This is a genomic window from Streptomyces nigrescens (assembly GCF_027626975.1).
Lineage (GTDB): Bacteria > Actinomycetota > Actinomycetes > Streptomycetales > Streptomycetaceae > Streptomyces > Streptomyces nigrescens.
This window is the reverse complement of the sequence record NZ_CP114203.1, coordinates 5,322,690-5,345,601: the sequence shown is the minus strand read 5'-3', so window position 1 is coordinate 5,345,601 and position 22,912 is coordinate 5,322,690. Positions and strand designations below refer to the sequence as shown.

The window sequence follows — 22,912 nt, the reverse complement described above, 5'->3', positions numbered from 1 at the left end:
TTCGAATCGGCTACCTTGATCGACTATCCCGCACCACACCCTCAACCAAGAGGGCATACGGATGCACGAGAGCCGACGCGTCAGTCTACGCCAGCGTCCAGGAAAAGACGAATCCAGGATTATTGCCCATCAGGCGTGATCCTTACGCCCAGGCGGCCCGGCTCACGCCAGCGGATCGGGCGCCGCCGTGATCCCCAGCTCGGCGAGCTTGGCCTTGCCGCCGTCCGGCGCGGTCAGCACCAGCGGGCCCTCCTCGGTCAGCGCGACCGAGTGCTCCCAGTGCGAGGACCAGCTGCCGTCGTTCGACTTGACCGTCCAGTCGTCGTCGAGCACATGGGTCTTGGCCGTGCCGAGGTTCACCATCGGCTCGATCGCGATGCAGAAACCGGGCACCAGCTTCGGGCCGCGGCCGCGCTTGCGGTCGACGTAGTTCAGCAGATGCGGGTCCATGTGCATCTGCGAGCCGATGCCGTGGCCGCCGTAGTCCTCGACGATGCCGTACTTACCGCTCGCCGGGCGGGGCTGGCGGCGGATGTAGCCCTCGATCGCCTTGGAGATGTCCACCAGGCGGTTGCCCTTGGCGACCGCCGCGACGCCCGCCCACATCGACTCCTCGGTGACCCGGCTCAGCTCGACCAGCTCCGCCGAGTGACCGGACCCGACGAAGGCGGTGTACGCCGCGTCGCCGTGCCAGCCGTCGATGATCGCGCCGCAGTCGATGGAGATGATGTCGCCGTTCTGCAGCACCGTCTCGGTGTCGGGGATGCCGTGGACCACGACGTCGTTGACCGAGGTGCAGATCGTCGCGGGGAAGCCGCCGTATCCGAGGAAGTTCGACTTCGCACCGTGTTCGGCGAGCACCTTGCGTGCCGCGTCGTCCAGGTCCTTGGTCGTGGCGCCCGGCACCGCGACCTTCCGGGTCGCCGCGTGAATGGCGGCGACCACCAGCCCCGCCTCGCGCATCTTCGCGATCTGCTCGGGGGTCTTGATCTCCACCATGAGGGCTGGCGCCTTCCTGAACCGACTACAACGCTTCTCCGGCGGTCGTCACAACCGCCCCGTACACGATACGGCCGCGGTACCCGTTGCGGGCACCGCGGCCGTAGGCAAGCCGTTTGCTGCTTAGGCGTCCCGGGACGGCAGGGCCGCCATCGCGCGCTTGGTGACCTCGTCGACCTTGCCCATCGCCAGGAGCGTGACCACCAGGTCCTGCGCCTTGTAGTAGTCGATGATCGGCTCGGTCTCCGTGTGGTAGACCTCCAGGCGCTTGCGGACGGTCTCCTCACGGTCGTCGTCCCGCTGGTACAGCTCGCCGCCGCAGACGTCACAGACGCCCTCGACCGCCGGCTTGTTGTACTCGGCGTGGAAGACGTGGCTGCTGTCGTTGCGGCAGATGCGCCGGCCGGCGATCCGCTTGACGACCTCGTCCTCGGGGACCTCCAGGTCCAGGACGGCGTCCAGCTTGAGGTTCTTGTCCTTGAGGTACTCGTCCAGCGCCTTGGCCTGGCCCAGGTTGCGGGGGAAGCCGTCCAGCAGGAAGCCGTTGGCTGCGTCGGGCTGCTCCATACGGTCCTCGGCCATCGCGATGGTGACCGAGTCGGGCACCAGATTGCCGGCGTCCATGTATGACTTCGCCTCGCGGCCGAGGGGCGTCCCCTGGCTGATGTTGGCGCGGAACAGGTCCCCCGTGGAGATGTGCGGGATCGCGAGGTTCTTGGCAAGGTACGCAGCCTGCGTACCCTTGCCGGCCCCCGGGGGTCCGACGAGGACGATTCGCATCAGCGGAGGAACCCTTCGTAGTTGCGCTGCTGAAGCTGGCTCTCGATCTGCTTCACGGTCTCCAGGCCCACACCCACGATGATGAGGATGCTTGTCCCGCCGAACGGGAAGTTCTGGTTCGCGTTGAAGAGCACCAACGCCACTGTTGGTACGAGCGCGATCAGCCCCAGGTACAGCGAGCCCGGCCACGTGATCCGGTTGAGCACGTAGCTGAGGTACTCGGCCGTCGGGCGACCAGCCCGGATACCCGGGATGAAGCCACCATACTTCTTCATGTTGTCGGCAACTTCTTCGGGGTTGAAGCTGATGGCCACGTAGAAGAAGGCGAAGAACACGATCAGCAGGAAGTACGTAACGATGTAAACCGGGTGATTTCCCTTGGTGAAGTTGGTGGCGATCCACGTCGCCCATGCCGCCTTCGACCCGCTGAACTGTGCGAGGAGGGCTGGAATGTAGAGCAGCGATGACGCGAAGATGACAGGAATCACACCTGCCTGGTTCACCTTGAGCGGGATGTAAGTGGACGTACCGCCGTAGGACCGGCGGCCGATCATCCGCTTCGCGTACTGCACCGGGATCCGCCGCTGAGCCTGCTCGACGAAGACCACCAGGGCGACCATCGCGAGGCCCACCGCGATCACGGCGAAGAACTCGATCCAGCCGTCGGCCAGCTTGCCGGTGAGCTTGATCTGCCACAGCGCGCCCGGGAATCCGGCGGCGATCGAGATGAACATCAGGATCGACATGCCGTTACCGATACCGCGGTCGGTGACCAGCTCGCCGAGCCACATGATCAGGGCGGTGCCGGCGGTCATCGTGATGACCATCGTGATGGTGGTGAAGATCGAGTCGCTGGGCACGATCTCGCTGGCGACCGGGCAGCTCTGGAAGAGCGCACCGCTGCGGGCGGTGGCCACCAGGCCGGTGCCCTGCAGGATGGCGAGCGCCACGGTCAGATAGCGCGTGTACTGGGTAATTTTCGCCTGACCGGACTGCCCCTCTTTCTTGAGGGACTCCAGCCGGGGAATCACCACGGTCAGCAGCTGGAGGATGATGCTCGCCGTGATGTACGGCATGATCCCCAGCGCGAAGATCGTGATCTGCAGCAGCGCACCACCGCTGAACATGTTCACCAGGGCGAACAACCCGCTGTTACCGCCGGCCTGCTTCATGCAGGTCTCGACGTTCGCGTAATTCACCCCGGGGACCGGGACATGCGCGCCGATCCGGTAGAGCACGATGATGCCCAATGTGAACAGCAGCTTCTTGCGCAGGTCGGGCGTCTTGAACGCTCGGGCGAACGCGGTGAGCACGGTGCCTCCTGCGCCTCCCGCCTGTGCGAGAGGTGACGGTCTTGAGGATCGACGAATAGTTAGCGGCCAAAACCGCACAGGCACGGCCTGTGCGGCGAACGTCCGAGCTCTGGTCCCGGACAAAACAACACTGCACGCCACCTTACCGGCGACCATACCCCCTTGGAACGACCAACCGGGGATGCCCCAATCGCTGGGCATCCCCGGTCAGTTGAACCAACGAACTCAGATGAGCTCGGTGACGGTGCCGCCGGCAGCGGCGATCTTCTCCTTGGCGGAGCCGGAAACGGCGTCAACCGAAACCTGCAGCGCCACGGAGACCTCGCCCTGGCCCAGGACCTTGACGAGCTCGTTCTTGCGCACCGCGCCCTTGGCGACCAGATCGGCCACCGTGACCTCGCCACCCTGCGGGTAGAGCTCGGCCAGCTTGGCCAGGTTCACGACCTGGAACTGCTTGTGGGCGGGGTTCTTGAAGCCCTTCAGCTTCGGGAGGCGCATGTGGAGGGGCATCTGCCCGCCCTCGAAGCGCTCCGGAACCTGGTAACGGGCCTTCGTGCCCTTGGTACCACGACCAGCGGTCTTACCCTTGGACGCCTCACCACGACCCACACGGGTCTTGGCGGTCTTGGCGCCCGGGGCGGGCCGGAGGTTGTGGACCTTCAGCGGGTTGGTCTCCGCCATGTCAGTCGACCTCCTCAACCGTCACGAGGTGGCGGACGGTGTGCACCATGCCGCGGAACTCGGGGCGGTCCTCCTTGACAACCACGTCGTTGAGCCGCTTGAGGCCCAGCGAACGAAGGGTGTCGCGGTGGTTCTGCTTGCTACCGATGTAGGACTTCGTCTGCGTGATCTTGAGGTGCGCCATTACGCGGTCACCCCGGCACGCGCCCGCAGCAGAGCGGCGGGAGCAACGTCCTCCAGCGGCAGGCCACGACGGGCCGCGATCTCCTCGGGGCGCTGCAGGCCCTGAAGCGCGGTCACCGTGGCGTGCACGATGTTGATCGGGTTCGACGAACCGAGCGACTTGCTCAGCACGTCGTGGATGCCCGCGCACTCCAGAACGGCACGCACGGGGCCACCGGCGATCACACCGGTACCGGGGGAAGCCGGCTTGAGCAGGACGACGCCCGCAGCCTTCTCGCCCTGGATGGGGTGAGGGATGGTGCCCTGGATACGGGGGACCTTGAAGAAGTTCTTCTTGGCCTCTTCCACGCCCTTGGCGATGGCAGCCGGAACTTCCTTGGCCTTGCCGTAACCGACACCTACGGTGCCGTCACCGTCGCCCACCACGACCAGCGCGGTGAAGCTGAAGCGACGGCCACCCTTGACAACCTTGGCGACACGGTTGATCGCGACAACGCGCTCAACGTATGCGGTCTTCTCGGCGGCAGCGCCACCGTCGCGACCCTTCCGGTCCCGCCGCTCGCCGCCACCGGCACCGCTCCCGCGGCGCTGGGGTCCAGCCATTGGATTTACCTCTCTCTGTTACGTCCGCTAGCTCCGGAACCGGGGCTTAGAACTTCAGCCCGGCTTCGCGGGCGGCGTCGGCCAGAGCGGCAATCCGCCCGGCGTACTGCTTGCCACCACGGTCGAACACGACGGCCTCGACACCGGCGGCCTTGGCACGCTCAGCGACCAGGGAGCCGACCTGCTTGGCCTGAGCGCTCTTGTCGCCCTCGCCACCACGAATCGAAGCGTCCAGGGTCGACGCGGAGGCCAGCGTGTGGCCCGCGATGTCGTCGATGACCTGCGCCGTGATGCCACGGTTGGTCCGCGTCACCACCAGACGCGGACGCTCCGGCGTACCCGAAATCCGCTTACGGATGCGGATGTGGCGACGCTTAGCGGCGGCGCGCTTGTAGGCGTCACCCTTAGCGATCTTCACACCGTATGCCATGGCTTACTTACCAGCCTTTCCGACCTTGCGGCGGATGACCTCGCCGGCGTACTTGACGCCCTTGGCCTTGTACGGGTCAGGCTTGCGCAGCTTGCGGATGTTCGCCGCCACCTCGCCGACCTTCTGCTTGTCGATGCCCTCGACGCTGAGCTTCGTGGGCGACTCGACCTTGAAGGAGATGCCCTCGGGGGCCTCGACCAGGATCGGGTGGCTGTAGCCCAGCGAGAACTCCAGGTTGGAGCCCTTCGCCTGGACGCGGTAACCGACACCGCTGATCTCGAGCGCCTTGCTGTAGCCCTGGGTCACGCCGGTGATCATGTTCGCCACCAGCGTGCGGGACAGGCCGTGCAGGGCCTTGTTCTGACGCTCGTCGTTCGGGCGCGAGACGGTGATAACGCCGTCCTCACCCTTGGCGACCTCGATGGGAGCCGCGACGGTGTGCGCGAGGGAACCCTTGGGGCCCTTCACCGCGACCGTACGGCCATCGATGGTGACGTCCACACCAGCGGGAACCTGGATGGGCAGCTTGCCAATACGCGACATTAGCTATTCCTCCGTTCCCTGGTTACCAGACGTAGGCGAGGACTTCCCCACCCACGCCCTTCTTGCTGGCCTGCTGACCGGTCAGGAGACCGTGGGACGTGGAGATGATCGCCACGCCCAGGCCGCCGAGGACCTTCGGCAGGTTGGTGGACTTTGCGTAGACCCGCAGGCCCGGCTTCGAAATCCGCTTGATGCCGGCGATCGAGCGCTCGCGGTTCGGGCCGAACTTCAGCTCGAGGACGAGGTTCTTGCCAACCTCGGCGTCCTCGACGCGCCAGCCGGTGATGTAACCCTCCTGCTGGAGGATTTCCGCGATGTGCGACTTGATCTTGCTGTGCGGCATCACGACGGTGTCGTGGTACGCCGAGTTCGCGTTACGCAGACGGGTCAGCATGTCTGCGATGGGATCAGTCATGGTCATGAATTGGCCTTCGGCCTCTCTCGCCGGGGTTTCCTATGTGCGCCATCCCTCTCCCCGATCAGAGTCGGGACGGGTGCGGCGCGGGGACCTACGGCGTAGTAAGCGACTTTATGCGGGCACGGCCCGCGGTCGGTCTCGGGCGGCGGTGCGCCCAAACCCCTCTACCCTACGGGAAAGGAGGAGTGGACGCCCGCCGACCGAATGCTTACCGAGAGCCCTGGTCGTCCCAATGAAGGGATTACCAGGAGCTCTTGGTCACGCCCGGCAGCTCGCCACGGTGAGCCATCTCACGAAGGCACACGCGGCACAGGCCGAACTTGCGGTAGACGGAGTGCGGACGGCCGCAGCGCTGGCAGCGGGTGTACGCGCGCACACCGAACTTCGGCTTGCGAGCAGCCTTGGCAATCAGAGCCTTCTTCGCCATCTCGCTCACGCCTCCTTGAACGGGAAGCCGAGGTGACGAAGGAGAGCGCGGCCCTCATCGTCGTTGGTCGCCGTGGTGACCACGGTGATGTCCATACCCCGGGTACGGTCGATCTTGTCCTGGTCGATCTCGTGGAACATGACCTGCTCGGTGAGACCGAAGGTGTAGTTGCCCCGACCGTCGAACTGCTTCGGGGACAGACCACGGAAGTCGCGGATGCGCGGCAGCGCGAGCGACAGCAGGCGGTCCAGGAACTCCCACATGCGGTCACCGCGGAGGGTGACGTGGGCACCGATCGGCTGGCCCTCACGCAGCTTGAACTGCGCGATGGACTTACGGGCCTTGGTGACGGCCGGCTTCTGGCCGGTGATCGTGGTGAGGTCCTTGATGGCACCCTCGATCAGCTTGGAGTCGCGGGCGGCGTCGCCCACACCCATGTTGACCACGATCTTGGTCAGACCGGGGATCTGCATGACGTTCTCGTAGGAGAACTCGTCCTTCAGCTTCCCGGCGATCTCTTCGCGGTAGCGCGTCTTCAGACGCGGCGCGTTGGTGGTGGCAGTCATCAGATGTCCTCACCGGTCCGCTTGGCAACGCGGATCTTGTTGCCCTCGTCGTCGAAGCGGTATCCGACGCGGGTGACGACCTTGTTACCGTCCTTCTCCACGACCAGCTGAACGTTGCTGACGTGGACAGGGGCCTCGGTCGTCACGATGCCGCCGGTCTTCGAACCACGAGCGGTCTGTCCGGCCTTGGTGTGCTTCTTGACCCGGTTGACACCCTCGACCAGGACACGGTCCTCGCGGGGGAAGGCCTGGATGACCTTGCCCTGCTTGCCCTTGTCCTTACCGGTGATGACCTGGACCAGGTCGCCCTTCTTGATCTTCATCGGTTACAGCACCTCCGGCGCGAGCGAGATGATCTTCATGAACTTCTTCTCGCGCAGCTCCCGGCCCACGGGGCCGAAGATGCGGGTGCCGCGGGGGTCGCCATCGTTCTTGAGGATGACGGCCGCGTTCTCGTCGAAGCGGATGTACGAGCCGTCCGGACGGCGGCGCTCCTTGACGGTCCGAACGATGACCGCCTTGATGACGTCACCCTTCTTCACGTTGCCACCGGGGATCGCATCCTTCACGGTGGCGACGATGACGTCACCGATGCCCGCGTAGCGGCGACCGGAACCACCGAGAACACGGATGCAAAGGATTTCCTTCGCACCAGTGTTGTCGGCGACCCGAAGTCGCGACTCCTGCTGGATCACGTCTATCTCCTGTGTGTCTGCCGGTTCCCGGCAGGGGCCGCCTCGTACGAGACGAAGCCCCTGCCGAGCCTGGCGGAACTGTTCCTAGGGGGTCCCCCTAGGAGGGATTACTTGGCCTTCTCGAGGATCTCGACGATGCGCCAGCGCTTGGTGGCGGACAGCGGCCGGGTCTCCATCAGGAGGACGCGGTCGCCGACGCCGGCAGCGTTCTGCTCGTCGTGCGCCTTGAGCTTGTTCGTACGGCGGATGACCTTGCCGTACAGCGCGTGCTTGACGCGGTCCTCGACAGCGACGACGACGGTCTTGTCCATCTTGTCGCTGACGACGAGGCCCTCACGGGTCTTGCGGAAACCGCGCTCGTTCGTCTCAGTCACATTCTTCTCGCTCATCAGGCGCTCTCCACCGTCTCGATGCCCAGCTCGCGCTCACGCATCAGGGTGTAGATCCGGGCGATGTCCTTACGGACGGACTTGAGCCGACCGTGGTTCTCAAGCTGTCCGGTCGCCGCCTGGAAGCGGAGGTTGAACAGCTCCTCCTTGGCCTCACGAAGCTTGCCGACGAGGTCCTCGTCATTCAGCTCGCGCAGCTCGGTCGCCTTGGTACCGGCCGCCATCACGACTCACCTGCCTCGCGCCGCACGATGCGGCACTTCATCGGAAGCTTGTGGGCGGCGCGGGTCAGCGCCTCCTTGGCAACCTTTTCGTTCGGGAAGGACAGCTCGAACATCACCCGACCGGGCTTGACGTTCGCGACCCACCACTCCGGAGAACCCTTACCGGAACCCATGCGGGTTTCGGCCGGCTTCTTCGTCAGCGGACGGTCGGGGTAGATGTTGATCCACACCTTGCCGCCACGCTTGATGTGACGGGTCATGGCAATACGAGCGGACTCGATCTGCCGGTTCGTCACGTAGGCCGGGGTCACGGCCTGGATTCCGTACTCACCGAAGGCCAGCTCGGTGCCACCCTTGGCCATACCACTGCGCTTCGGGTGGTGCTGCTTGCGGTGCTTGACCCTGCGAGGGATCAGCATGTCGGTCAGGCCTCCGTTCCGGGGGTCTCCGCCGGAGCAGCGGCAGCGGCCTCGGCCTTGGGGGCCTCGGCAGCGGCGGTCTGCTGCTGCGGCTTGCGGCCACCGCGGCCGCCACGCTCGCCACCGCGGCGCGGGCGGTCGTTGCCGCCACCGCGGGCCGGGCGGTTACCCGCACGGGCGGCAGCGTTCTCGGCACGCACCTCGGCGATGTTCTTGACGTCGCCCTTGTAGATCCAGACCTTCACGCCGATGCGGCCGAAGGTGGTCTTGGCCTCGAAGAAGCCGTAGTCGACGTTCGCGCGGAGCGTGTGCAGGGGCACACGGCCCTCGCGGTAGAACTCCGAGCGGGACATCTCGGCGCCGCCGAGACGGCCACCGCACTGGATCTTGATGCCCTTGGCGCCGGCCTTCATCGTCGACTGCATGCTCTTACGCATGGCGCGACGGAAGGAGACGCGGGACGAGAGCTGCTCGGCGACGGCCTGGGCCACGAGCTGAGCATCGGTCTCGGGGTTCTTGACCTCGAGGATGTTCAGCTGGACCTGCTTGCCGGTCAGCTTCTCCAGCTCGCCGCGGATGCGGTCGGCCTCGGCGCCGCGGCGGCCGATGACGATGCCCGGACGAGCGGTGTGGATGTCAACGCGGACGCGCTCACGGGTGCGCTCGATCTCCACCTTGGAGATACCGGCGCGCTCCATGCCCTTCGTCATCATGCGACGAATGGCGACGTCTTCCTTGACGTAGTCCTTGTACAGCTTGTCGGCGTACCAGCGGGACTTGAAGTCCGTCGTCACGCCGAGGCGGAACCCGTGCGGGTTTACCTTCTGGCCCATTACCGGGTTCCTTCCTTGCTGCTGACGACCACGGTGATGTGGCTGGTCCGCTTGCGGATCCGGTAGGCACGGCCCTGAGCACGCGGACGGAACCGCTTCAGGGTCGGGCCCTCGTCGACATAGGCCTCGGAAATGACGAGGCTGCCGGCGTCGGTGTGGTCGTAGTTGTGTGCAGCGTTGGCAATGGCGCTGTCCAGCACCTTGCCAACCGGCACGCTCGCGGCCTGCGGGGCGAAACGCAGGACCGCCTGAGCCTCCGTGGCATCCATGCCACGGATAAGGTCCACCACGCGGCGGGCCTTCATGGGCGTGACGCGGATGTACCGCGCCTGGGCCCTGGCTTCCATGGTTGTCCCTTCGGTGTCAGTCATAGTCTTCGCACTCCGGTCGATCAGCGACGACGCGACTTGCGGTCGTCCTTCTCGTGGCCGCGGAAGGTGCGGGTCGGCGCAAACTCGCCGAGCTTGTGGCCGACCATCGACTCGGTGACGAACACCGGGACGTGCTTGCGGCCGTCGTGCACCGCGATCGTGTGGCCGAGCATGGCCGGGACGATCATGGAGCGGCGGGACCAGGTCTTGATGACGTTCTTGGTGCCGGCATCGTTCTGAACATCCACCTTCTTGGAAAGGTGGTCGTCGACGAAGGGCCCCTTCTTGAGACTGCGCGGCATCTAAACCCGCTCCTAGCGCTTCTTGTTCGTCTTGCGGCGGCGGACGATGTACTTGTTGCTCGCCTTCTTCGGCGAACGAGTACGACCCTCCTTCTGACCCCACGGCGAGACCGGGTGGCGACCACCGGAGGTCTTGCCCTCACCACCACCGTGCGGGTGGTCGACGGGGTTCATCACGACACCACGCACGGTCGGGCGGACGCCCTTCCAGCGCATACGGCCGGCCTTACCCCAGTTGATGTTCGACTGCTCGGCGTTGCCGACCTCGCCGACAGTGGCGCGGCAGCGCACGTCGACCAGGCGGATCTCACCGGACGGCATACGAAGGTGAGCCATGCGGCCCTCCTTCGCCAGCAGCTGCACGGAGGCACCGGCAGAGCGGGCGAACTTCGCACCGCCGCCCGGACGGAGCTCGATCGCGTGGATCGTCGTACCCACGGGGATGTGACGCAGCGGCAGGTTGTTGCCCGGCTTGATGTCGGCGCCAGGGCCGTTCTCAATCCGAGCACCCTGGGCCAGGCCACGGGGCGCGATGATGTAGCGCTTCTCGCCGTCTGCGTAGTGCAGCAGCGCGATGCGCGCGGTGCGGTTCGGGTCGTACTCGATGTGCGCGACCTTGGCCGGCACGCCGTCCTTGTCGTGACGACGGAAGTCGATCACTCGGTAGGCGCGCTTGTGGCCACCGCCCTGGTGGCGAACGGTCACACGACCGGCGTTGTTACGGCCGCCCTTGCTGTGCAGCGGGCGGACCAGCGACTTCTCCGGCGTGGACCGCGTGATCTCGACAAAGTCGGCGACGCTGGAGCCACGACGGCCCGGGGTCGTCGGCTTGTACTTGCGGATACCCATTTCTCAGTCCTCGTCCGATTCCGGACGACTCGGACTCCGTTAGGAGACCGGGCCGCCGAAGATGTCGATACGGTCGCCCTCGGCGAGGGTCACGATGGCGCGCTTGGTGTTCGCGCGCTTGCCGTAACCGGTGCGGGTGCGCTTGCGCTTGCCCTGCCGGTTGATCGTGTTGACCCCGGTGACCTTGACCGAGAAGACCGCCTCGACGGCCTGCTTGATCTGGGTCTTGTTCGCGCCGGGCGCGACGATGAACGTGTACTTGTTCTCGTCCAGCAGCGCGTAGCTCTTCTCCGAGACAACCGGCTTGACGAGAACGTCACGCGGGTCCGAGAAGGTCTTGCTGGTGACGACGGCCTCACTCATCAGGCGTCGCTCCCTTCGGTCTCAGCGGCCTTGGGGCCAGACACGAAGGACTCGAAAGCGGCCTTGGTGAAGACCACGTCGTCGGAGACGAGCACGTCGTACGTGTTCAGCTGGCCCGGCTCCAGGATGTGAACCTGGGGCAGGTTGCGGGCGGACAGCCACGCGGCCTCGTCGCTGCGCTCGGCGACCAGGAGCACGTTCTTGCGCTCGCTGACCTTGCCGAGGAGAGTCTTGGCGGCCTTGGTGGAGATGTCGCCCTCGACCACGCCGGAAACGACGTGGATGCGGCTGTTGCGGGCCCGGTCGGTGAGGGCACCGCGCAGGGCGGCGACCTTCATCTTCTTCGGGGTCCGCTGGCTGTAGTCACGCGGCACGGGGCCGTGGACGATGCCACCGCCGGCGAACTGCGGCGCACGGGTCGAACCCTGACGCGCCCGGCCGGTGCCCTTCTGGCGGTACGGCTTCTTGCCACCGCCGCGGACCTCGCCGCGAGTCTTGGTCTTGTGCGTGCCCTGACGGGCCGCGGCCAGCTGTGCGACAACGACCTGGTGGATCAGCGGAACGCTGACCTTGGCGTCGAAGATCTCCGTGGGGAGCTCGACGGTACCGGCCTTGTCGCCTGCCGGCGAAAGGATGTCAATGGTGCTCATCGGTTACCTCAGGCCCCCTTGGCCGCGGTACGGACCAGGACGAGGCCGCCGTTCGGACCAGGAACTGCGCCCTTGATGAGCAGCAGACCCTTCTCCGCGTCAACGGCGTGGACGGTCAGGTTCTGGGTGGTGACCCGCTCATTGCCCATACGGCCGGCCATCCGCATGCCCTTGAACACGCGGCCCGGGGTGGCACAGCCACCGATGGAGCCAGGCTTACGGTGCACACGGTGGGCACCGTGGGAGGCCTTGCCGCCATGGAAGCCGTGACGCTTCATGACACCGGCGAAGCCCTTGCCCTTGCTCTTGCCGGTCACGTCCACCTTGACGCCGGACTCGAAGGTCTCAGCGGTCAGCTCCTGGCCGAGGGTGTACTCACCGGCGTCGGTGGTACGGACCTCGACGAGGTGACGACGGGGGGTGACGTCGGCCTTCGCGAAGTGGCCCTTGAGGGGCTTGTTCACCTTGCGCGGGTCGATCTCGCCGAAGGCGATCTGGACGGAGTCGTAGCCGTCCTGGTCATTGGTGCGCACCTGGGTAACGACACAGGGGCCGGCCTTGACCACAGTGACCGGGACGACACGGTTGTTCTCGTCCCAGACCTGGGTCATGCCGAGCTTCTCGCCCAGGATGCCCTTGATCTGCTTAGCCATCTCTTCCGCGCCTCTCAGAGCTTGATCTCGATGTCAACGCCGGCCGGAAGGTCCAGGCGCATCAGCGAGTCAACGGTCTTGGGCGTCGGGTCGAGGATGTCGATCAGGCGCTTGTGCGTGCGCATCTCGAAGTGCTCGCGCGAGTCCTTGTACTTGTGCGGCGACTTGATGACGCAGTACACGTTCTTTTCAGTGGGCAGCGGCACCGGGCCCGCGACCGACGCACCAGTGCGGGTCACCGTCTCGACGATCTTCTTCGCCGAGGAGTCGATGACCTCGTGGTCGTAGGCCTTGAGCCGGATGCGGATCTTCTGTCCCGCCATGGCTACTTCGTAGTCCTGTCTCTCGTAACGCTCTGGGACCCGGTGCGCTGCGCCTCAGCAGAAGCGCCGTTCTTCTCCGACCCACGCGGTCGGGCGTGTCGCACCCCTTCTCGTAAATCCCCGTAAAGGGGATCCTTCAAGAAGGAGAAGGCAGGGGAAGAACACCCACCGGGTGCCTGGCCGAGGCACCCCGCTGACGCTTCCCGGAAGATTCCCGTATTTCCGGCCCTGAGAAGGGACGACGAATACCTGGGACTCGCTTCCGGTCCTCCCGGCGGGAGGCGCGCAGCATCGGCACTCAACCGAGCAACCTGGACAGTGTGCCACACCTGGGACGCGTAAGGCCAATCGGGGCCCAACTGTCAAGGAGCCCCGCCCACCTGACGGTGGACGGGGCTCCTTGTGAGCTCCGGGGAGCTACGACCGGATCGACCGGATCAGCGAAATTACTTCGTGATCTTGGTGACCTGGCCGGCGCCGACGGTCCGGCCACCCTCACGGATGGCGAACTTCAGGCCCTCCTCCATGGCGACCGGCTGGATCAGCTCGACCGACATCTCGGTGTTGTCGCCCGGCATGACCATCTCGGTGCCCTCGGGGAGGGTCACGACGCCGGTCACGTCCGTGGTACGGAAGTAGAACTGCGGGCGGTAGTTGTTGAAGAACGGGGTGTGACGGCCACCCTCGTCCTTCGACAGGATGTACGCCTGGGCCTCGAAGGAGGTGTGCGGCGTGACCGAGCCCGGCTTGATGATGACCTGGCCGCGCTCGACGTCCTCGCGCTTGATGCCGCGGAGGAGCAGACCGACGTTCTCACCGGCCTGGCCCTCGTCGAGGAGCTTCCGGAACATCTCGATACCGGTGACCGTGGTGGTGGTCTTCTCGGTCTTGATGCCGATGATGTCGACGGTCTCGTTGACCTTGAGGACACCACGCTCGATACGACCGGTGACAACGGTGCCACGGCCGGTGATCGTGAAGACGTCCTCGATCGGCATCAGGAACGGCTTGTCGACGTCGCGCTCGGGCTGCGGGATCGACTCGTCGACGGCGTTCATGAGCTTGAGGACGGAGTCGCCCCACTCCTTGTCGCCCTCGAGCGCCTTGAGCGCCGAGACCTTGACGACCGGAACGTCGTCGCCGGGGAACTCGTACTCGGAGAGGAGCTCACGGACCTCGAGCTCGACGAGCTCCAGGATCTCCTCGTCGTCCACCATGTCGGCCTTGTTCAGGGCGACAACGATGTACGGAACGCCGACCTGGCGGGCCAGGAGCACGTGCTCCTTGGTCTGCGGCATCGGGCCGTCGGTCGCGGCGACCACGAGGATGGCGCCGTCCATCTGCGCCGCACCCGTGATCATGTTCTTGATGTAGTCCGCGTGACCGGGGCAGTCGACGTGGGCGTAGTGACGGTTCTCCGTCTGGTACTCGACGTGCGCGATCGAGATCGTGATACCGCGCTGGCGCTCCTCAGGAGCCTTGTCGATCTGGTCGAAGGCCGAGGCCTCGTTCAGGTCCGGGTACGCGTCGTGCAGCACCTTGGTAATGGCGGCCGTGAGGGTCGTCTTACCGTGGTCAATGTGACCGATGGTGCCGATGTTGACGTGCGGCTTAGTCCGCTCGAACTTCGCCTTCGCCACTGGTTCCTCCTGAAGTGGTTCTGTACGCCTTACTCATCGGCGCCAGGTGATCTTTGCTGGGATGCCGGCTGCCGGGGCATTCCTCACGGATTGCGGGGATTACCCCGGCAGACGGTGTCAAGCCTAAAGCGTGTTCCGACTCTCGGGAGACGGAACTATTCGCCCTTGGCCTTCGCGATGATCTCCTCGGCGACGTTCCGGGGAACCTCGGCGTAGGAGTCGAACTGCATCGAGTAGCTTGCGCGACCCGAGGTCTTGCTGCGGAGGTCGCCGACGTAGCCGAACATCTCCGACAGGGGGACCAGGCCCGTGACGAGCTTGGCGCCACTGCGCTCCTCCATGGACTGGATCTGTCCACGGCGGGAGTTGATGTCGCCGATCACATCGCCCATGTAGTCCTCGGGCGTGGTGACCTCGACCTTCATCATCGGCTCGAGCAGGGCCGGGGAGGCCTTGCGCGCGGCCTCCTTGAAGGCCATCGAACCAGCGATCTTGAAGGCCATCTCCGAGGAGTCGACCTCGTGGAAGGCACCGTCGAGGAGCGTGACCTTGACGCCGGTCAGCGGGTAGCCGGCGAGAACACCGAACTCCATGGCCTCCTGGCAGCCCGCGTCCACGGACGGGATGTACTCCCGCGGGATACGGCCACCGGTGACCTTGTTCTCGAACTCGTACCCGTCGCCCTCGAGCGGAGCGATCGCGATCTGCACCTTCGCGAACTGGCCGGAACCACCAGTCTGCTTCTTGTGCGTGTAGTCGAGACGCTCGACCGGCTTGCGCAGGGTCTCGCGGTAGGCGACCTGCGGCTTGCCGACGTTGGCCTCGACCCGGAACTCACGCTTCATACGGTCGACCAGCACGTCGAGGTGGAGCTCGCCCATACCCGCGATGATGGTCTGGCCGGTCTCCTCGTCGGTGTGAACCTGGAACGAGGGGTCCTCTTCGGCGAGTCGCTGGATGGCGACACCCAGCTTCTCCTGGTCGCCCTTGGACTTGGGCTCAATGGCGACCTGGATGACCGGGGCCGGGAACTCCATCGACTCCAGGATGACCGGGTTCGACGCGTCGCAGAGGGTCTCACCGGTGGTGGTCTGCTTCAGACCCATGACGGCGACGATGTCACCGGCACCCACCGACTCGATCTCCTCACGCTTGTTCGCGTGCATCCGGTAGATCTTGCCGATGCGCTCCTTCTTGCCCTTCACCGAGTTCTGCACCTGCGAGCCGGCCTCGAGGCGGCCCGAGTACACCCGGATGAAGGTGAGCTTGCCCAGGTGGGGGTCGCTCGCAATCTTGAACGCAAGAGCGGACAGCGGCTCGTCCTCGGACGGCTTGCGCTTGATGACCTCTTCCGGGTCGCTGACCGCGTGGCCCTCAATGGCCTCGACGTCCAGCGGGGAGGGGAGGTAGCGCACGACCGCGTCGAGCAGGGGCTGCACACCCTTGTTCTTGAACGCGGTACCGCAGAACACCGGGGTGACGGTGGTGTTCTCGGCCTTGCCGGAGGCGATGGTGATCCGGCGGATCGCCGCGTAGAGCTGCTCCACGGTGGGCTCCTGGCCCTCCAGGTACAGCTCCATGATCTCTTCATCGTTCTCGGCAACGGCCTCGAGCAGCTTGCCGCGCCACTCGTCGGCAGCCTCGATGTGCGTGTCCGGGATGTCGACGGTGTCGTACATCTCGCCCTTGGCGGCCTCGGCCGACCAGACCAGGGCCTTCATGCTGACGAGGTCGACGACGCCCTTGAAGTCCGCCTCGGTGCCGATCGGCAGCTGCATCACGATCGGGGTCGCGCCCAGGCGGTCCACGATCATGTCGACGCAGCGGTGGAACTCGGCGCCCGTACGGTCGAGCTTGTTGACGAAGCAGATACGCGGAACGCCGTAGCGGTCCGCCTGACGCCAGACGGTCTCGGACTGGGGCTCGACACCGGCAACGCCGTCGAACACCGTCACCGCACCGTCCAGGACGCGCAGCGAGCGCTCCACCTCGACCGTGAAGTCGACGTGGCCCGGGGTGTCGATGATGTTGATGGTGTTGTCGACGTCTTCCAGCGGCCAGTGGCAGGTCGTCGCGGCAGACGTGATGGTGATGCCGCGCTCCTGCTCCTGCTCCATCCAGTCCATCGTGGCAGCGCCGTCGTGGACCTCACCGATCTTGTACGAAACACCGGTGTAGAACAGGATCCGCTCGGTGGTGGTCGTCTTGCCCGCGTCGATGTGGGCCATGATCCCGATGTTGCGGACCTTGGCCAGGTCAAGCGAAGTGGTGGCCATAGTGGCTCAATCTTCTCTCGGTCTCGATGTGGGTTGCGACTACCAGCGGTAGTGCGCGAAGGCCTTGTTGGACTCGGCCATCTTGTGCGTGTCCTCACGCTTCTTGACCGAAGCGCCGAGGCCGTTGGAGGCGTCGAGCAGTTCGTTCATGAGGCGCTCGGTCATGGTCTTCTCGCGGCGGGCGCGGGAGTAGCCCACGAGCCAGCGCAGCGAGAGGGTGGCGGCGCGGCCGGGCTTGACCTCGACCGGGACCTGGTAGGTCGCGCCACCGACACGGCGGGACTTGACCTCAAGGGTCGGCTTGATGTTCTCGAGCGCGCGCTTGAGCGTGATGACCGGGTCGTTACCGGTCTTCTCGCGCAGACCCTCCATGGCGCCGTAAACGATGCGCTCAGCGGTGGAGCGCTTGCCGTTCAGCAGAACCTTGTTGATGAGGGAGGTCACCAGAGGAGAACCGTAGACCGGGTCGATGATGACCGGGCGCTTCGGGGCGGGGCCCTTACGAGGCATTCTTACTTCTCCTTCTTGGCGCCGTAGCGGCTGCGAGCCTGCTTGCGGTTCTTGACGCCCTGCGTGTCGAGGGAGCCGCGGATGATCTTGTACCGAACACCCGGCAGGTCCTTCACACGACCACCACGCACGAGCACGATCGAGTGCTCCTGCAGGTTGTGGCCCTCACCCGGAATGTAAGCGGTGACCTCGATCCCGCTGGTCAGACGCACACGCGCGACCTTACGCAGGGCCGAGTTCGGCTTCTTCGGGGTGGTCGTGAAAACACGCGTGCAGACGCCACGGCGCTGGGGGGAACCCTCGAGCGCGGGCGTCTTGTTCTTCTCGACCTTGTCCTGCCGGCCCTTGCGGACCAGCTGCTGGATCGTAGGCACCGTTTCTCCGGTTTCTGTGTGCCAGTCTCGGTAAAGCTAACCTGGAACATTCCCCGACCCACGCGGTCGGGTGTGTCGAATACTGCAGTCCGGTCCCTCGCTGGAACGAGTGAGGCGGCAGATTGCGGTGTCAAAACCCGGCTTCCGTGCTGGTGGCTCTCCGACCGGAGTCCCTCCGAAGCCTTTCGGCCCGGCAGGTCCGCCCAGCGGAGATTTGGCGCACGGCAGCCCAGGGACACCCCAGGCACAAGGTCAGAGCGTACCTACCGCATTGGCTGCGGTCAAAACAAATGCACACGCGAAGGACACGCCGGACTCCTCACGGCGTTGCGGTCACCGTAGTGCGATCCACGGCCGTACGGAAGAAGGCGCCACGCCCCCGCGCCGGCCCTCCCCCGGCGGCAGCGCGAACCGCCGCCGACCGCCGGCCGGCCGACCCCTAGAGGTTGACCGCCGCGGAGAGTATGAACACCAGCAGGAACAGCGCCCAGCCACCGATCGCCAGCCAGCCCAGAATGAGACCCGTGAGGGCCTGGCCGTCCCCGCGCTCGCCGGACCGGCGGATCTCGGCCCGCGCCTTGTGCCCCAGGATCACCGCCGGAATCGCCGTCAGGCCCCACGTCACCGGCGTCATGATCCCGCAGACCAGTGCACCCGTCGCCGAGCTGTTCGTCGTCACCGGCACCGGCATCTGCATCGGCATGAAGGTCGCCGGCACCATCGGCCGCTGCGGCACGAACTGTGCCTGCGGCACCGGCCCCTGCGGCAGATCCGCCACCAGCATCTGCAGTTCGGCGTGCGTCTGCGCCTTGTAGGCCCGTGTGAGCCGCTGTTCGTACTCCGGCTGCTGCAGCCGCCCCTCGGCGAACCCCGCCTTGAGCACATCGACCGTCCGCTCACGATCGGCGTGCGAGGCGCGCATGGCAGGCACCTGATTCGACGGCTGCGCCGGCTGACCGCCCTGCCACGGTTGGAATGCCACTTCGCGAACCTCCCCCCGCTCGACAGTTGTCCCCATCTTCTCATCACAGACGCAGGGATGGGAGGACAAGTTCCCCTGCGCGGCCCCCAACTCGGCGGGACCGCCCGGCGCGAGTGCCGCACCAACGCCGCAAGGCGGCCACCCCCGAAGGGATGGCCGCCCTGTTGCTGTCGTACGGGCCGGTCTTACTGGTTGTACGGACCGTAGTCGTAGTCCTCCAGCGGGACCGCCTGGCCGGAGCCGGTGCCGAAGGGCGAGTAGTCGATGTCGTCGTAACCGACGGCCGAGTACATCGCGGCCTTGGCTTCCTCGGTGGGCTCGACCCGGATGTTGCGGTAGCGGGACAGGCCCGTACCGGCCGGGATGAGCTTACCGATGATGACGTTCTCCTTCAGGCCGATCAGGGAGTCCGACTTGGCGTTGATCGCCGCGTCGGTCAGGACCCTGGTCGTCTCCTGGAAGGAGGCCGCCGACAGCCACGACTCGGTGGCCAGCGAAGCCTTGGTGATACCCATCAGCTGCGGACGGCCGGAGGCCGGGTGGCCGCCTTCCGCCACGACCCGACGGTTCTCGCCCTCGAACTTCGTGCGCTCCACCAGCTCGCCCGGCAGCAGCTCCGCGTCGCCGGACTCGATGATCGTCACGCGGCGCAGCATCTGCCGGATGATGATCTCGATGTGCTTGTCGTGGATCGCCACGCCCTGGCTGTTGTAGACCTTCTGGACCTCGCCGACCAGGTGGACCTGGACGGCACGCTGGCCGAGGATCCGCAGCACGTCGTGCGGGTTCACGGCACCCACGGTCATCGGCTGGCCGACCGTGACGTGGTCGCCCTCGCCCACCAGGAGACGGGCACGCTTGGAGACGCCGTAGGCCATCTCGTCGCTGCCGTCGTCCGGGGTGACGACGACCTTCTTGGTCTTCTCGGTCTCCTCGATCCGGACGCGGCCGGCCGCCTCCGAGATCGGGGCGACACCCTTGGGCGTACGGGCCTCGAAGAGCTCGACGACACGCGGCAGACCCAGGGTGATGTCGTCACCGGCCACACCACCGGTGTGGAAGGTACGCATCGTCAGCTGGGTGCCGGGCTCACCGATGGACTGGGCGGCGATGATGCCGACCGCCTCACCGATGTCGACCAGCTTGCCGGTGGCCAGCGAACGGCCGTAGCAGAAGGCACAGGTGCCGACCGCGGACTCACAGGTCAGGACCGAGCGGGTCTTGACCTCCTCGACGCCCGCGTTGACCAGCGCGTCGATGAGCACGTCACCGAGGTCGACGTTCGCCGGGGCGACGACCTTGCCGTCGACGACGACATCCTCGGCCAGCATGCGTGCGTAGACGCTGGACTCGACGTCGTCCGCCTTGCGCAGGACACCGGCGGCGTCCTTCGAGGCGATCCGCAGCTTGAGGCCACGCTCCGTGCCGCAGTCCTCCTCGCGAATGATGACGTCCTGGGAGACGTCGACCAGACGACGGGTGAGGTAACCGGAGTCGGCGGTACGAAGGGCGGTGTCCGCCAGACCCTTACGGGCACCGTGCGTGGAGATGAAGTACTCCAGCACGGACAGGCCCTCGCGGAACGACGCCTTGATCGGACGCGGGATGGTCTCGTTCTTCGCGTTCGACACCAGACCACGCATACCGGCGATCTGCCGCATCTGCATCATGTTTCCTCGGGCACCCGAGTCAACCATCATGAAGATGGGGTTCGTCTTGGGGAAGTTCTCGTTCATCGCCTCGGCGACCTCATTGGTCGCCTTGGTCCAGATGTTGATCAGTTCCTGAGTGCGCTCGTCCTTGGTGATCAGACCGCGCTCGTACTGCTTCTGGACCTTCTCGTCCTGGGCCTCGTAGCCCGCGACGATGGCCTTCTTGGCCTCCGGCACGACGATGTCGGAGACGGCGACGGTGACACCCGAGCGGGTGGCCCAGTGGAAACCGGCCGCCTTCAGGTTGTCCAGGGTCGCCGCGACGATGACCTTCGGGTAGCGCTCGGCCAGGTCGTTGACGATCGCGGAGAGCTGCTTCTTGCCCACCGAGTAGTCGACGAACGGGTAGTCCTCGGGCAGCAGCTCGTTGAAGAGCGCGCGGCCCAGGGTCGTCCGCAGCCGGAAGCTGTCACCCTGCTGCCACTCGGGCTCGCCCTCCTCCGGAACCGGCGGGGTCCAGCCGCGGGGCGGGACGGTGCCGATCGGGAAGCGGATGTCGACCTTCGCCTGGAGCGAGAGCTCCTTGGCGTCGAACGCCATGATCGCCTCGGCGGCGGAACCGAACGCCCGGCCCTCACCGATGACCTTGCGCTCCTCCTCATCCGTGGTGAGGAAGAAGAGGCCGAGCACCATGTCCTGGGTCGGCATGGTGACCGGACGGCCGTCGGCCGGCTTGAGGATGTTGTTCGAGGACAGCATCAGGATGCGGGCCTCGGCCTGGGCCTCCGCGGACAGCGGGAGGTGGACGGCCATCTGGTCACCGTCGAAGTCCGCGTTGAACGCGGTGCAGACGAGCGGGTGAATCTGAATGGCCTTGCCCTCGACCAGCTGCGGCTCGAAGGCCTGGATGCCCAGACGGTGCAGCGTGGGTGCACGGTTCAGCAGCACCGGGTGCTCGGCGATGACCTCTTCGAGCACGTCGTAGACGACCGTGCGGCCGCGCTCGACCATGCGCTTCGCGCTCTTGATGTTCTGCGCGTGGTTGAGGTCCACCAGGCGCTTCATCACGAACGGCTTGAAGAGCTCCAGCGCCATGGCCTTGGGCAGACCGCACTGGTGCAGCTTGAGCTGCGGGCCGACGACGATGACGGAACGCGCCGAGTAGTCGACTCGCTTACCGAGCAGGTTCTGACGGAAGCGGCCCTGCTTACCCTTCAGCATGTCGCTGAGGGACTTCAGCGGGCGGTTACCGGGACCGGTGACCGGGCGACCGCGGCGGCCGTTGTCGAACAGCGCGTCGACGGCCTCCTGCAGCATCCGCTTCTCGTTGTTCACGATGATCTCGGGGGCACCGAGGTCAAGGAGACGCTTGAGGCGGTTGTTGCGGTTGATCACACGGCGGTACAGGTCGTTCAGGTCGGAGGTCGCGAAGCGGCCACCGTCCAGCTGCACCATCGGACGCAGGTCCGGCGGGATCACCGGGATGCAGTCCAGCACCATGCCCTTGGGGCTGTTGCGGGTCTGCAGGAACGCGGAGACGACCTTGAGGCGCTTGAGCGCACGGGTCTTCTTCTGGCCCTTGCCGGTACGGATGATCTCGCGGAGGCGCTCGGCCTCCTCGTCGAGGTCGAAGGTCTCCAGGCGCTTCTGCAGGGCAGCGGCACCCATGGAGCCGTCGAAGTACGTGCCGAAGCGGTCACGCAGCTCGCGGTAGAGCAGCTCGTCGCCCTCCAGGTCCTGGACCTTGAGGTTCTTGAAGCGGTTCCACACCTCGTCGAGACGGTCGATCTCGCGCTGCGCACGGTCACGCAGCTGCTTCATCTCACGCTCGGCACCCTCGCGCACCTTGCGGCGGACGTCCGCCTTGGCGCCCTCGGCCTCCAGCTCGGCCAGGTCGGTCTCGAGCTTCTTGGCGCGGGCCTCCAGGTCGGAGTCGCGGCGCTGCTCGATCTGCTGACGCTCGACGGAGACATGCGCCTCCAGCGAGGGCAGGTCGCGCGTACGGCGCTCCTCGTCCACCCACGTGATCATGTAGGCGGCGAAGTAGATGACCTTCTCAAGGTCCTTGGGCGCGAGGTCCAGCAGGTAGCCCAGCCGGCTCGGCACGCCCTTGAAGTACCAGATGTGGGTCACGGGAGCGGCAAGCTCGATGTGGCCCATCCGCTCACGGCGCACCTTGGCGCGAGTGACCTCGACGCCGCAGCGCTCGCAGATGATGCCCTTGAAGCGGACGCGCTTGTACTTACCGCAGTAGCACTCCCAGTCCCGGGTAGGACCGAAGATCTTCTCGCAGAAGAGTCCGTCCTTTTCGGGCTTGAGGGTGCGGTAGTTGATGGTCTCGGGCTTCTTGACCTCGCCGTGGCTCCACTGACGGATGTCGTCAGCGGTGGCCAGACCGATCCGGAGCTCATCGAAGAAGTTGACGTCGAGCACTATGCGTCAATCCCTCTCAGGGTTGTAAGTC

30 protein-coding genes are annotated in these 22,912 nt (G+C 65.8%); all 30 read right to left on the bottom strand.

What is annotated here, in order from left to right:
* Window positions 1-162: 162 nt before the first annotated feature.
* Window positions 163-999 (bottom strand): type I methionyl aminopeptidase, encoded by an 837-nt coding sequence (gene map / locus STRNI_RS23980; protein WP_018090889.1) that lies wholly within the window; start codon window positions 997-999, stop codon window positions 163-165.
* 123 nt (window positions 1,000-1,122) lie between these two features.
* Entirely contained in the window at window positions 1,123-1,779 is a 657-nt protein-coding gene (locus STRNI_RS23975; RefSeq protein ID WP_159487746.1) for an adenylate kinase, read from the bottom strand.
* The gene (gene secY, locus STRNI_RS23970) at window positions 1,779-3,092 is read right to left on the bottom strand and encodes a preprotein translocase subunit SecY (protein WP_018090891.1); all 1,314 of its coding nucleotides are present in this window, start codon (window positions 3,090-3,092) and stop codon (window positions 1,779-1,781) included. The genes STRNI_RS23975 and secY overlap by 1 nt, the downstream gene beginning before the upstream one ends.
* 225 nt (window positions 3,093-3,317) lie before the next feature.
* Window positions 3,318-3,773, bottom strand: a complete 456-nt coding sequence (gene rplO / locus STRNI_RS23965; protein ID WP_018090892.1) for a 50S ribosomal protein L15 — start codon at window positions 3,771-3,773, stop codon at window positions 3,318-3,320.
* 1 nt (window position 3,774) lies between these two features.
* Window positions 3,775-3,957: a 50S ribosomal protein L30 gene (gene rpmD, locus STRNI_RS23960; protein WP_006604889.1), complete on the bottom strand. Its 183-nt coding sequence runs from the start codon at window positions 3,955-3,957 to the stop codon at window positions 3,775-3,777.
* Window positions 3,957-4,559 carry a 30S ribosomal protein S5 gene (gene rpsE, locus STRNI_RS23955; protein ID WP_006604888.1) on the bottom strand — a complete coding sequence of 201 codons (603 nt, stop codon included), beginning with the start codon at window positions 4,557-4,559 and terminating at the stop codon, window positions 3,957-3,959. Before rpsE ends, rpmD begins: the two co-directional genes overlap by 1 nt.
* A 46-nt stretch (window positions 4,560-4,605) precedes the next feature.
* Window positions 4,606-4,989 carry a 50S ribosomal protein L18 gene (rplR, locus tag STRNI_RS23950; RefSeq protein WP_018090893.1) on the bottom strand — a complete coding sequence of 128 codons (384 nt, stop codon included), beginning with the start codon at window positions 4,987-4,989 and terminating at the stop codon, window positions 4,606-4,608.
* Between the two features lie 3 nt (window positions 4,990-4,992).
* Entirely contained in the window at window positions 4,993-5,532 is a 540-nt protein-coding gene (rplF, locus tag STRNI_RS23945) for a 50S ribosomal protein L6 (protein ID WP_018090894.1), read from the bottom strand.
* A gap of 22 nt (window positions 5,533-5,554) precedes the next feature.
* Window positions 5,555-5,953, bottom strand: coding sequence for a 30S ribosomal protein S8 (rpsH, locus tag STRNI_RS23940; RefSeq protein WP_006604885.1), 399 nt, complete (start codon window positions 5,951-5,953; stop codon window positions 5,555-5,557).
* A 238-nt stretch (window positions 5,954-6,191) separates the two neighbouring features.
* Window positions 6,192-6,377, bottom strand: a complete 186-nt coding sequence (locus tag STRNI_RS23935; protein WP_003956452.1) for a type Z 30S ribosomal protein S14 — start codon at window positions 6,375-6,377, stop codon at window positions 6,192-6,194.
* 5 nt (window positions 6,378-6,382) lie between these two features.
* On the bottom strand, window positions 6,383-6,943 hold the full coding sequence (gene rplE / locus STRNI_RS23930) for a 50S ribosomal protein L5 (RefSeq protein WP_018090895.1): 561 nt from the start codon (window positions 6,941-6,943) through the stop codon (window positions 6,383-6,385).
* Window positions 6,943-7,266 carry a 50S ribosomal protein L24 gene (rplX, locus tag STRNI_RS23925; protein WP_006604883.1) on the bottom strand — a complete coding sequence of 108 codons (324 nt, stop codon included), beginning with the start codon at window positions 7,264-7,266 and terminating at the stop codon, window positions 6,943-6,945. Before rplX ends, rplE begins: the two co-directional genes overlap by 1 nt.
* 3 nt (window positions 7,267-7,269) lie before the next feature.
* A complete protein-coding gene (gene rplN / locus STRNI_RS23920) occupies window positions 7,270-7,638 on the bottom strand; it encodes a 50S ribosomal protein L14 (RefSeq protein WP_003992364.1) in 369 nt (122 codons plus the stop codon).
* 107 nt (window positions 7,639-7,745) lie between these two features.
* Complete coding sequence (gene rpsQ / locus STRNI_RS23915; protein ID WP_006604882.1) at window positions 7,746-8,027, bottom strand: 30S ribosomal protein S17; 282 nt, start codon at window positions 8,025-8,027, stop codon at window positions 7,746-7,748.
* On the bottom strand, window positions 8,027-8,251 hold the full coding sequence (gene rpmC, locus STRNI_RS23910) for a 50S ribosomal protein L29 (RefSeq protein ID WP_018090896.1): 225 nt from the start codon (window positions 8,249-8,251) through the stop codon (window positions 8,027-8,029). The genes rpsQ and rpmC overlap by 1 nt, the downstream gene beginning before the upstream one ends.
* Window positions 8,251-8,670 carry a 50S ribosomal protein L16 gene (rplP, locus tag STRNI_RS23905; RefSeq protein ID WP_006604880.1) on the bottom strand — a complete coding sequence of 140 codons (420 nt, stop codon included), beginning with the start codon at window positions 8,668-8,670 and terminating at the stop codon, window positions 8,251-8,253. The genes rpmC and rplP overlap by 1 nt, the downstream gene beginning before the upstream one ends.
* A 5-nt stretch (window positions 8,671-8,675) precedes the next feature.
* On the bottom strand, window positions 8,676-9,503 hold the full coding sequence (gene rpsC / locus STRNI_RS23900) for a 30S ribosomal protein S3 (protein WP_018090897.1): 828 nt from the start codon (window positions 9,501-9,503) through the stop codon (window positions 8,676-8,678).
* Window positions 9,503-9,850 carry a 50S ribosomal protein L22 gene (rplV, locus tag STRNI_RS23895; RefSeq protein ID WP_006604878.1) on the bottom strand — a complete coding sequence of 116 codons (348 nt, stop codon included), beginning with the start codon at window positions 9,848-9,850 and terminating at the stop codon, window positions 9,503-9,505. The genes rpsC and rplV overlap by 1 nt, the downstream gene beginning before the upstream one ends.
* 44 nt (window positions 9,851-9,894) lie before the next feature.
* The gene (rpsS, locus tag STRNI_RS23890; protein ID WP_018090899.1) at window positions 9,895-10,176 is read right to left on the bottom strand and encodes a 30S ribosomal protein S19; all 282 of its coding nucleotides are present in this window, start codon (window positions 10,174-10,176) and stop codon (window positions 9,895-9,897) included.
* Between the two features lie 12 nt (window positions 10,177-10,188).
* Window positions 10,189-11,025 carry a 50S ribosomal protein L2 gene (gene rplB / locus STRNI_RS23885; protein ID WP_018090900.1) on the bottom strand — a complete coding sequence of 279 codons (837 nt, stop codon included), beginning with the start codon at window positions 11,023-11,025 and terminating at the stop codon, window positions 10,189-10,191.
* 39 nt (window positions 11,026-11,064) lie between these two features.
* Window positions 11,065-11,388, bottom strand: coding sequence for a 50S ribosomal protein L23 (gene rplW, locus STRNI_RS23880; protein WP_018090901.1), 324 nt, complete (start codon window positions 11,386-11,388; stop codon window positions 11,065-11,067).
* Window positions 11,388-12,038 carry a 50S ribosomal protein L4 gene (gene rplD / locus STRNI_RS23875; protein ID WP_018090902.1) on the bottom strand — a complete coding sequence of 217 codons (651 nt, stop codon included), beginning with the start codon at window positions 12,036-12,038 and terminating at the stop codon, window positions 11,388-11,390. The genes rplW and rplD overlap by 1 nt, the downstream gene beginning before the upstream one ends.
* An 8-nt stretch (window positions 12,039-12,046) precedes the next feature.
* Entirely contained in the window at window positions 12,047-12,691 is a 645-nt protein-coding gene (gene rplC / locus STRNI_RS23870; RefSeq protein WP_018090903.1) for a 50S ribosomal protein L3, read from the bottom strand.
* 14 nt (window positions 12,692-12,705) lie between these two features.
* The gene (gene rpsJ, locus STRNI_RS23865) at window positions 12,706-13,014 is read right to left on the bottom strand and encodes a 30S ribosomal protein S10 (protein WP_003948644.1); all 309 of its coding nucleotides are present in this window, start codon (window positions 13,012-13,014) and stop codon (window positions 12,706-12,708) included.
* 446 nt (window positions 13,015-13,460) lie between these two features.
* Window positions 13,461-14,654, bottom strand: coding sequence for an elongation factor Tu (tuf, locus tag STRNI_RS23860; RefSeq protein WP_018090904.1), 1,194 nt, complete (start codon window positions 14,652-14,654; stop codon window positions 13,461-13,463).
* Window positions 14,655-14,809: 155 nt separating this feature from the next.
* A complete protein-coding gene (gene fusA / locus STRNI_RS23855) occupies window positions 14,810-16,930 on the bottom strand; it encodes an elongation factor G (RefSeq protein WP_018090905.1) in 2,121 nt (706 codons plus the stop codon).
* A gap of 39 nt (window positions 16,931-16,969) precedes the next feature.
* Window positions 16,970-17,440, bottom strand: coding sequence for a 30S ribosomal protein S7 (rpsG, locus tag STRNI_RS23850; RefSeq protein ID WP_004571813.1), 471 nt, complete (start codon window positions 17,438-17,440; stop codon window positions 16,970-16,972).
* 2 nt (window positions 17,441-17,442) lie between these two features.
* Window positions 17,443-17,814 (bottom strand): 30S ribosomal protein S12, encoded by a 372-nt coding sequence (gene rpsL, locus STRNI_RS23845; RefSeq protein WP_003948652.1) that lies wholly within the window; start codon window positions 17,812-17,814, stop codon window positions 17,443-17,445.
* Between the two features lie 439 nt (window positions 17,815-18,253).
* A complete protein-coding gene (locus tag STRNI_RS23840; protein WP_018090906.1) occupies window positions 18,254-18,736 on the bottom strand; it encodes a DUF1707 and DUF4190 domain-containing protein in 483 nt (160 codons plus the stop codon).
* Between the two features lie 245 nt (window positions 18,737-18,981).
* Window positions 18,982-22,881, bottom strand: a complete 3,900-nt coding sequence (locus STRNI_RS23835; RefSeq protein WP_018090913.1) for a DNA-directed RNA polymerase subunit beta' — start codon at window positions 22,879-22,881, stop codon at window positions 18,982-18,984.
* Window positions 22,882-22,912: the final 31 nt, after the last annotated feature.